The organism is Actinomadura geliboluensis, assembly GCF_005889745.1.
GTDB lineage: Bacteria > Actinomycetota > Actinomycetes > Streptosporangiales > Streptosporangiaceae > Spirillospora > Spirillospora geliboluensis.
Genome location: NZ_VCKZ01000429.1, coordinates 1 through 7436, shown reverse-complemented (window position 1 = coordinate 7436; position 7436 = coordinate 1). Strand labels below are relative to the sequence as shown.

8 protein-coding genes are annotated in these 7436 nt (G+C 75.2%); 5 read left to right on the top strand and 3 right to left on the bottom strand.

The window, feature by feature from the left end; genetic code table 11:
- On the bottom strand, positions 1–368 hold a 368-nt coding region (locus tag ETD96_RS37445), incomplete at its 3' end, for an FAD-dependent oxidoreductase (RefSeq protein ID WP_138641242.1).
- Positions 365–973, bottom strand: a complete 609-nt coding sequence (locus ETD96_RS37440) for a TetR/AcrR family transcriptional regulator (protein WP_138641241.1) — start codon at positions 971–973, stop codon at positions 365–367. The genes ETD96_RS37445 and ETD96_RS37440, both read right to left, overlap by 4 nt.
- Before the next feature lie 64 nt (positions 974–1037).
- Between ETD96_RS37440 and ETD96_RS37435 the strand changes: the two genes are divergently transcribed.
- The 4 genes from ETD96_RS37435 (at position 1038) to ETD96_RS37420 (ending at position 6049) form a co-directional block, all read left to right on the top strand.
- Positions 1038–2681 carry an FAD-binding oxidoreductase gene (locus tag ETD96_RS37435; RefSeq protein WP_138641244.1) on the top strand — a complete coding sequence of 548 codons (1644 nt, stop codon included), beginning with the start codon at positions 1038–1040 and terminating at the stop codon, positions 2679–2681.
- 5 nt (positions 2682–2686) lie between these two features.
- The gene (locus ETD96_RS37430; RefSeq protein ID WP_138641243.1) at positions 2687–3568 is read left to right on the top strand and encodes a diacylglycerol/lipid kinase family protein; all 882 of its coding nucleotides are present in this window, start codon (positions 2687–2689) and stop codon (positions 3566–3568) included.
- 311 nt (positions 3569–3879) lie between these two features.
- Positions 3880–5385 (top strand): metallophosphoesterase family protein, encoded by a 1506-nt coding sequence (locus ETD96_RS37425; RefSeq protein WP_138641240.1) that lies wholly within the window; start codon positions 3880–3882, stop codon positions 5383–5385.
- A gap of 160 nt (positions 5386–5545) precedes the next feature.
- Positions 5546–6049, top strand: a complete 504-nt coding sequence (locus ETD96_RS37420; RefSeq protein ID WP_138641239.1) for a DUF4234 domain-containing protein — start codon at positions 5546–5548, stop codon at positions 6047–6049.
- 313 nt (positions 6050–6362) lie between these two features.
- On the opposite strand, the gene ETD96_RS47185 is transcribed toward ETD96_RS37420, so the two are convergent.
- Complete coding sequence (locus tag ETD96_RS47185) at positions 6363–6650, bottom strand: hypothetical protein (RefSeq protein WP_240808506.1); 288 nt, start codon at positions 6648–6650, stop codon at positions 6363–6365.
- Between ETD96_RS47185 and ETD96_RS37415 the strand changes: the two genes are divergently transcribed.
- Positions 6555–7436 (top strand): bifunctional 3'-5' exonuclease/DNA polymerase (locus ETD96_RS37415; RefSeq protein ID WP_338072650.1); only part of this gene is annotated, 882 nt, incomplete at its 3' end. The two genes, ETD96_RS47185 and ETD96_RS37415, sit on opposite strands and share 96 nt — an antisense overlap.

Here is a 7436-nt window from a genome sequence, read left to right as displayed (position 1 = left end):
CGCGACACCAGCGGCGTCAGCGGCAGCACGAACGGCAGCGCGCGCACCAGGTGCGGGGCCGTGCGGCGCATCAGCGTCCCGCGCTCGACCGCGCTCTCGTGCGCGACGTCGAGCTGCCCGGACGCGAGGTAGCGCAGCCCGCCGTGGATCAGCTTCGAGCTCCACCGGGAGGTGCCGAACGCCAGGTCGTGCGCGTCGACCGCGGCGACCGACAGCCCGCGCGAGGCGGCCTCCAGCGCGGCGCCCGCGCCGGTCGCGCCGAGGCCGACGACCAGCACGTCCACCACCTCGTCCGGGAGGGCGGCGAGCTCGCGTTCCCGGCGCGCCGCGGTCAGCGACGTGCGCGGGTCCGGTGCGGAGGTGTTCATGGGGCGAGCATCCTCTCCAGGACGTGGCGGAGCTCGGCGTCGAACGCGTCGGCGTCGAAGCCGGGCTCGGCCGCGTCGATCATGATCGGTGCGGACAGCGCGAAGGACTGGACGACCAGCAGCAGCGCCCGCGCCTGCCGGCCGGGATGGCCGGCGCGGACCGTGCCGTCCCGCTGGCCGGCGGCGATCCCCTGCTCGAACCAGTCCAGGAACGCCCGCTGGCTGGCGCCGCAGCGGTCCAGCAGGTAGGGCAGCAGGAGTTCCGGGTCGACCTCGATGATCTTGCGCAGCAGGGGGTGCTCGCGGAACGTCCGGACGCCGGTGACCAGGCCGTCCACCATCCGGGGCCGGACGGGCCGGCCGTCGTCGGGCGGCTGCAGCGCCGCGCCGAGCGCGGTCCACTCGCGGGTCATCAGGTCGGCGACGATCGTGCGGACGTCCGGCCAGCGGCGGTACAGCGTCATCCGGGACACGCCCGCGCGGCGGGCGATGTCGGTCAGCGTCGTGCGGCGCACGCCGACCGCGAGCACGCAGTCGCGCGCCGCGTCGAGCACGGTGTCGTCGGCGGTCCGCGCCGCCGCCCTGTTGTGACGATTCGACGTCATGTGTCACAGTGTAAGCACACAGGGGACGGGCGGACGACGAGGAGGCGGCGTGGAGACGCGGGACATGCTGTGGAGCGGCTGGGGGGATCCGGCCAAGGCCGCGCCGCTGCCCGAGGGGACGGCCGGGCTGCTGCGCGACCTGCTCGGCGTGCGGCCCGCCGCCGCGGCGCCCCCCGCGCTGCGGGCGCTGAAGGTCGCCGACCCCCGGCTGTCCGGGGCGGACCTGACCGCGCTCGCCGCGATCGTCGGGGACGGCAACGTCCGCGCCGACGCCGAGACGCGGGTCCGGCACACGCGCGGCAAGTCGACTCCCGACCTGCTGCGCATCCGCGCCGGGGAGACCTCGGACGCGCCGGACGCGGTCGTCCTGCCCGGCTCGCACGAGGAGGTCCTCGCGGTGCTCGGCGAGTGCGCCGCGCGCCGGATCGCGGTGGTCCCGTTCGGCGGCGGGACGTCCGTCGTCGGGGGCCTCGAACCCGTCCTGTCCGAGGCGGGGCGAACCTCCACGCCCCACGGAGCGCCCGCGGCGCCGAGAGGCGTGGACGCGTTCATCGCCCTCGACCTCCGCCGCATGGACCGGCTCGTCGAGATCGACGAGGTGTCGCGCACCGCCGTCCTCCAGCCGGGCCTGCGCGCCCCGGACGCCGAGGCGCTGCTCGCCGAGCGCGGCTTCACGCTCGGGCACTTCCCGCAGTCGTTCGAGTGGGCGACGATCGGCGGGTTCGCGGCGGCAAGGTCGAGCGGGCAGGCGTCCGCCGGGTACGGGCGCTTCGACGACATGGTGGTCGGGCTGACCGTGGCGACCCCCGAGGGCGCGCTGGACCTCGGCCGGGCGCCGAAGTCGGCCGCCGGGCCGGACCTGCGGCAGCTCGTCCTCGGCTCGGAGGGCGCGCTCGGCGTGATCACGTCGGTGACGGTGCGGATCCGGCCCGTCCCGGAGGCGCGGGAGTACGAGGGCTGGCGGTTCGCGTCCTTCGACGCGGGCGCCGCCGCGCTCCGCCGGCTCGCCCAGGACGGCCCGCTGCCCACCGTGCTGCGCCTCTCGGACGAGACCGAGACCATGGTCGGCCTGGCCGACCCCTCGGCGATCGGGGAGGGGGCCTCCTCGGCCGGCTGCCTGGCGGTGCTCGGCTTCGAGGGCACCCCGGCGGACGTGGCCGCCCGGCGGGCGGGCGCGGCGGAGGTGCTCCGCGACGCGGGCGGCGAGCCGCTCGGCGCCGGGCCGGGCGAGAAGTGGGAGCACGGCCGGTTCAACGCCCCCTACCTGCGCGACTCCCTGCTGGACGCGGGCGCGTTCGCCGAGACGCTGGAGACCGCCGCGTTCTGGTCGGACGTCCCGGAGCTCTACGAGGCGGTGCGGACCGCCCTCACCGGGACGCTGTCGGAGGCCGGGACGCCGCCGCTCGTCATGTGCCACATCTCGCACGTCTACCCGTCCGGCGCGTCCCTGTACTTCACCGTCGTGTCGGCGCAGGGGGAGGACCCGGTCGAGCACTGGGCGCGCGCGAAACGCGCCGCCAACGACGCGATCGTGGACGCGGGCGGCACGATCAGCCACCACCACGGCGTCGGCACCGACCACCGCGACTGGTACGCGAAGGAGATCGGGCCGCTCGGCGCGGCCGTCCTGCGGGCCGTCAAGGAACGGGTCGATCCGGCGGGCATCCTCAATCCGGGCGTCCTCGTCCCGCCGGCGCCGGAGGCGTGACCGCCATGCGCGCCTTCACCGCGATCGTGAACCCGGCGGCGGGCGGGTCCGCGTCCGCCTCCTGCCTGATCCCGCTCGGCCGGCTGCTGCGCGAGGCGGGCGCCGAGCTCGACGTGGAGTACAGCCGCGGCATGGAGCACGCCGCCGACGTCGCCCGCGCGGCGGCGGAGGCGGGGCGCGTCGTCCTCGGCGTCGGCGGGGACGGCATGGTCGGCTGCGTGGGCGGCGCCCTCGCCGGGACGGACGCGGTCTTCGGCATCGTCCCGGCCGGGCGCGGCAACGACTTCGCGCGCCAGCTCGGCGTCCCGTCGGACGCGGCGGAGCTGGCCCCGCTGCTGCTGGAGGGCGAGCCGCGCGCGGTGGACGCGATCGAGGCCAACGGGACGCCCGTCCTCGGCAGCGTCTACGCGGGCATCGACGCGATCGCCAACGACAACGCCAACCGGACCCGGCTGCTGCGCGGCTCCGCCGCCTACTACGTGGGCGCGCTGCGAGCGGTCCTCACCTGGCGGCACGCCGACTACCTGATCACCGTGGACGGCGCGGAGCACCGGCGCGAGGGCTACACGGTCGTCGCGGCGAACTCCGGCTACTACGGGTTCGGCAAGCACATCGCCCCGGACGCGCGCGTCGACGACGGCCTGCTCGACGTCGTCCTCATCCGGCGGGCGCCGCGGACGCTGTTCTTCGCGGTGATGCGGGAGCTGGCGGACGGCTCGCACGTGCGGCGCCCCGAGGTGGAGGTCATGCGCGGCCGGGAGGTGCGGATCGAGCTGGCCGGCGGGCCCGGCCGCCGGCTGCCGTACGGGGCGGACGGCGAGCTGCCCGGGGTGCTTCCGGTCACCGCCCGGGTCATGCCGGGCGCGCTGCGCGTGCTGGCTCCCTGAGGTTTTGCCTGCTGTTTGGGGCGGTTTACGCCCGCATTACGGCTCTCCGTATAGCGTCAGTTACGTCCCGCTTTCGGGACCTTGGGGCCGTCCTGCGGAGGCATCATGAGAGGCGACTGCACGCTCGCCGTTCTGGGGGGACTCATGGTGTTCGCGGACGCCCCCGACGTGGTGGCGCCGGCGTCCTTGGGGGTGGCGCCGGCGTCCACCACGCGCACGCGCGCGTCTGCTTGACGCCGCGACCGCCTCCGGACAGGCTGTGAGGATCCCCTCACCGCTGCCGGAGGCGTTTCGTGTCCGAGGAATCCCCCGTGCCCGACAACTCGCGTACGTCCGAGGCGGGCGCGGGGTGGGTCTGCGGGAGGCCCGGCACCTTCAACGAGCTGCTGCCCGAGCGCGTCCCCGACTTCTCCTGGCGGCGCCCCTCGGTGCTGTGGCGGTCCCGCAACGACGTGCTGGCGAAGCTGTTCGGCGACCCGTCCAACGCGATCCGCCGGCGCTGCGTCGCCGCGCTGCGCGAGCGCGGCACCCCGGCCGCGTTCACCGTGCACCGCTCGGCCCCGGAGTTCTCGTTCGCGCTGCTCGGCGACACGGGGGAGGGCGACCGCTCGCAGTACGCGGTGGTGCCCCCGCTGCTGCACGCCGCCGCCGGCACCGACTTCATGATCGTCGCCAGCGACGTGATCTACCCGACCGGCGACTGCGCGCAGTACCCGGACAAGTTCTTCCGCCCCTACCGCGACTACCCGGCGCCGATCTTCGCCGTCCCCGGCAACCACGACTGGTACGACGGCCTGCGCGGCTTCCTGCACGTCTTCTGCGGCCTGGACGCCGACTGCACGCCGCCGCCCTGGCGCGGCGCGCTGGGGTTCGTCCCGCGGCTGCTGTGGCGGCGCCCCGGCGAGGTCGACGCCGCCGCGGTCGCCGCGGCCCGCCGCGAGTACCGGGGCGCGCCCGGCCAGCACGCCGTCCAGCCGGGGCCGTACTGGGCGATCGACACGCCGTCGCTGCGCATCATCGGCATCGACACCGGGATCACCGGCGCGCTCGACCGCGACCAGGGCCGCTGGCTGCGCGAGGTCTCCGGCGGCCCGAAGCCCAAGCTGCTGGTGACCGGGAAGCCGCTGTACGTGGACGACGACCACCGGCCGGGGGCGATCGAGGGCGGCGGGACGGTCGACGAGATCGTCCGGGATCCGGCCCACCACTACGTGGCCGCGATCGGCGGCGACATCCACAACTACCAGCGCTACCCGCTGCGGACCGGCGACGGCCGCACGATCCAGTACATCGTCTCGGGCGGCGGCGGCGCGTTCATGCACGCCACCCACACGATCCCGCGCACGCACGTCGTCGAGGAGAACGAGTTCCGCTGCTACCCGCTGCGCGGCGACTCCCTCTCCCGCTACAGCAAGCTCTACGGGCGGTGGCTGCGGCTGCCGAAGCTGTTCGAGCTCACTCCGGAGGAGGCCACCGCCGCCGTCCGGTACCGGCTCGGCATCAGGCCGGGCCGCGGCTACAAGGCCGCCCAGGACGAGGCTCGGCCGCCCCGCCGCGCACGCTTCGTCGCGGCCGTCCTCGGCGTCCCGCGCGACGGCCGCCGCCGCCCCGGGATCCTGCGGCTGCCGGTGCACCGGCTCCCGCAGCGCTTCCGCTCCGAGCTCGCCGACTGGGACAGGCCGCCCTTCTTCAAGAGCTTCCTGCGCCTGGACGTGACGGAGTCGCGGCTGCGCATCCGCTGCTTCGCCGCGACGGGCTGCGGCGACCACGAGACGGATCCGCCGTGCGAGGACGAGGTGACGATTCCGCTGCGGTAGCCCAAAAATCTGGAGAAGTCGCCCGCAAAGTGGCCAAAGTCGGCGATTTGCTCCCGCGACGTGGCTCGATGCCGTTACAGTCTTGGGCTCAGCCTTACGGGTGAACGGTAACGGACGGTCGGCCGGAAAACGACCGCGTCCCACAGGAAGAGCGAACTCGATGAGTTACCCCCAGCAGGGCCAGGGCCAGCCGCAGCAGCAGGCCTACCAGGGCGGCTACGCGCCCGCACCGGCGCAGCAGGGCGGCGCCCCCGCCGCCGTCGGCGCGGGCCTCAACATGAAGCGCCGCAACCCGGTCGGAGCCTGGCTCGGCCTGCCCATCATCACTTTCGGCATCTACGGCCTGGTCTGGTTCTTCAAGGTCCACGACGAGCTGCACCGCTTCGACCGCCGCATCGACAACGCCGCCACCAACGCGCTGCTGTCCATGCTGTTCGGCGCCATCACGCTCGGCATCTGGCCCCTGATCATGTACGTCAAGCTCGGCGGCCGCATCGCCGAGGCCCAGCGCGCCGCCGGCCTCCAGCCGAGCTGCAGCGGCGGCATGGGCTTCCTGCTCGGCATCTTCGGGTTCGGCGTGCTGTACTACCAGATCCAGCTGAACAAGGTCGTCGACCGCTATGGCGACACCCCGGCCGGCCAGCAGGTCTCCCTGGTCGCTTAAGCACGTGGACCCGGACGGCTACGGCCCTGGCCGTCCGGGCGAGACTCGCGGGACCCCTTCGCGCGCACCCGTCGCGGAGGGGTCCTTCGCGTGCGCGGTTCCGCGTGCGCGGTTCTGTCGGTGGGGGCGAGCACAATGAGCGGGTGAGGATCGCGGTCGCCGCCGGCTCCGGCGGCGGGGGCACGCTGCGGACGCTCGGCGAGGACGGGGCGCCCGCAGCACCCGCGCGCGACGTCCCTGACCTGGTCGCCGCCATCGCCGAGCAGGAGCGGGCCGCCGCGCCGCGCTGGGTGTGGCCGGCCACCGCCCGGCTCTACCCGCGGCTGCTCGACGCGGGCGTGCGGGTGGCCCGCTGCCACGACCTCGAACTGGTGGAGAGCCTGCTCCTCGGCCACGCCGGGCGGTACGGGGAGCCGCGCTCGGTGCGGGCGGCCTGGGCGCGGCTGCGCGGTGAGCCCGTCCCGCCGGACCGCCGCCCCCCGACGAGCCGGCCCCGCAGGCGTCGCTGTTCGACGACGAGCTGTTCGACGGCGAGCCGTTCGGCCGGCGGGCGGGGCGCGACGCGCCCGCCGACGACATCGGGCAGGTCGTCGCGGTGCACGCCGCCCAGCAGCGCGCCATCGCCGGGCTGGACGGCTTCGCGCTGCTCGCGGCGGCCGAGTCGGCGGGCGCGCTGGTGGCGGCCGAGCTGCGGCACGACGGGCTGCCCTGGTCGGCCGAGGAGCACGACGCGCTGCTCACCGAGCTGCTCGGGCCGCGCCCCACCGGCGGGCTCCGCCCCCGCAGGCTGCAGGAACTCGCCGACCGCATCAGCGCCGCCTTCGGCGCCCGGGTCCACGTCAACCCAGACTCCCCGGCGCAGATCATCAAGGCGTTCGCGAGCGCGGGGCTGCCGATCGCGTCCACCCGCGCGCACGTGCTCAAGCGGCTCGACCACCCGGCCGTCCCGCTGCTGCTGGAGTACAAGGAGCTGTCGCGCCTGCACACCGCGCACGGCTGGGCCTGGCTCGACACCTGGGTGAAGGACGGCCGGTTCCGCCCCGAGTACGTGGTCGGCGGCGTGGTGTCCGGGCGGTGGGCGACGAGCGGCGGCGGCGCGCTGCAGATCCCGCGCGTGCTGCGCCGGGCCGTCGTCGCCGACCCCGGCTGGTCGCTGGTCGTCGCGGACGCCGCCCAGCTCGAACCCCGCGTGCTCGCCGCCCTCGCGGGCGACCGCGCGTTCACCGAGGCCGCCGCGCACGGCGACCTTTACGCGGCCCTGTCCGACGCCTTCCACGACGACGGCGACGGCGGTCTCAGCGCGCGCGCCAAGGCCAAGCTCGCGCTGCTGTCGGCGATGTACGGCGGCGGGACGGGCGAGGCGGTGCAGCTCCTGGCCGTCCTCAAG

Coding starts and splice junctions, on each gene's coding strand:
- ETD96_RS37420 (WP_138641239.1), top strand. CDS start 5,546: ATGAGTTACCCCCAGCAGGGCCAGGGCCAGCCGCAGCAGCAGGCCTAC.
- ETD96_RS37435 (WP_138641244.1), top strand. CDS start 1,038: ATGCTGTGGAGCGGCTGGGGGGATCCGGCCAAGGCCGCGCCGCTGCCC.
- ETD96_RS37430 (WP_138641243.1), top strand. CDS start 2,687: ATGCGCGCCTTCACCGCGATCGTGAACCCGGCGGCGGGCGGGTCCGCG.
- ETD96_RS37440 (WP_138641241.1), bottom strand. CDS start 973: ATGACGTCGAATCGTCACAACAGGGCGGCGGCGCGGACCGCCGACGAC.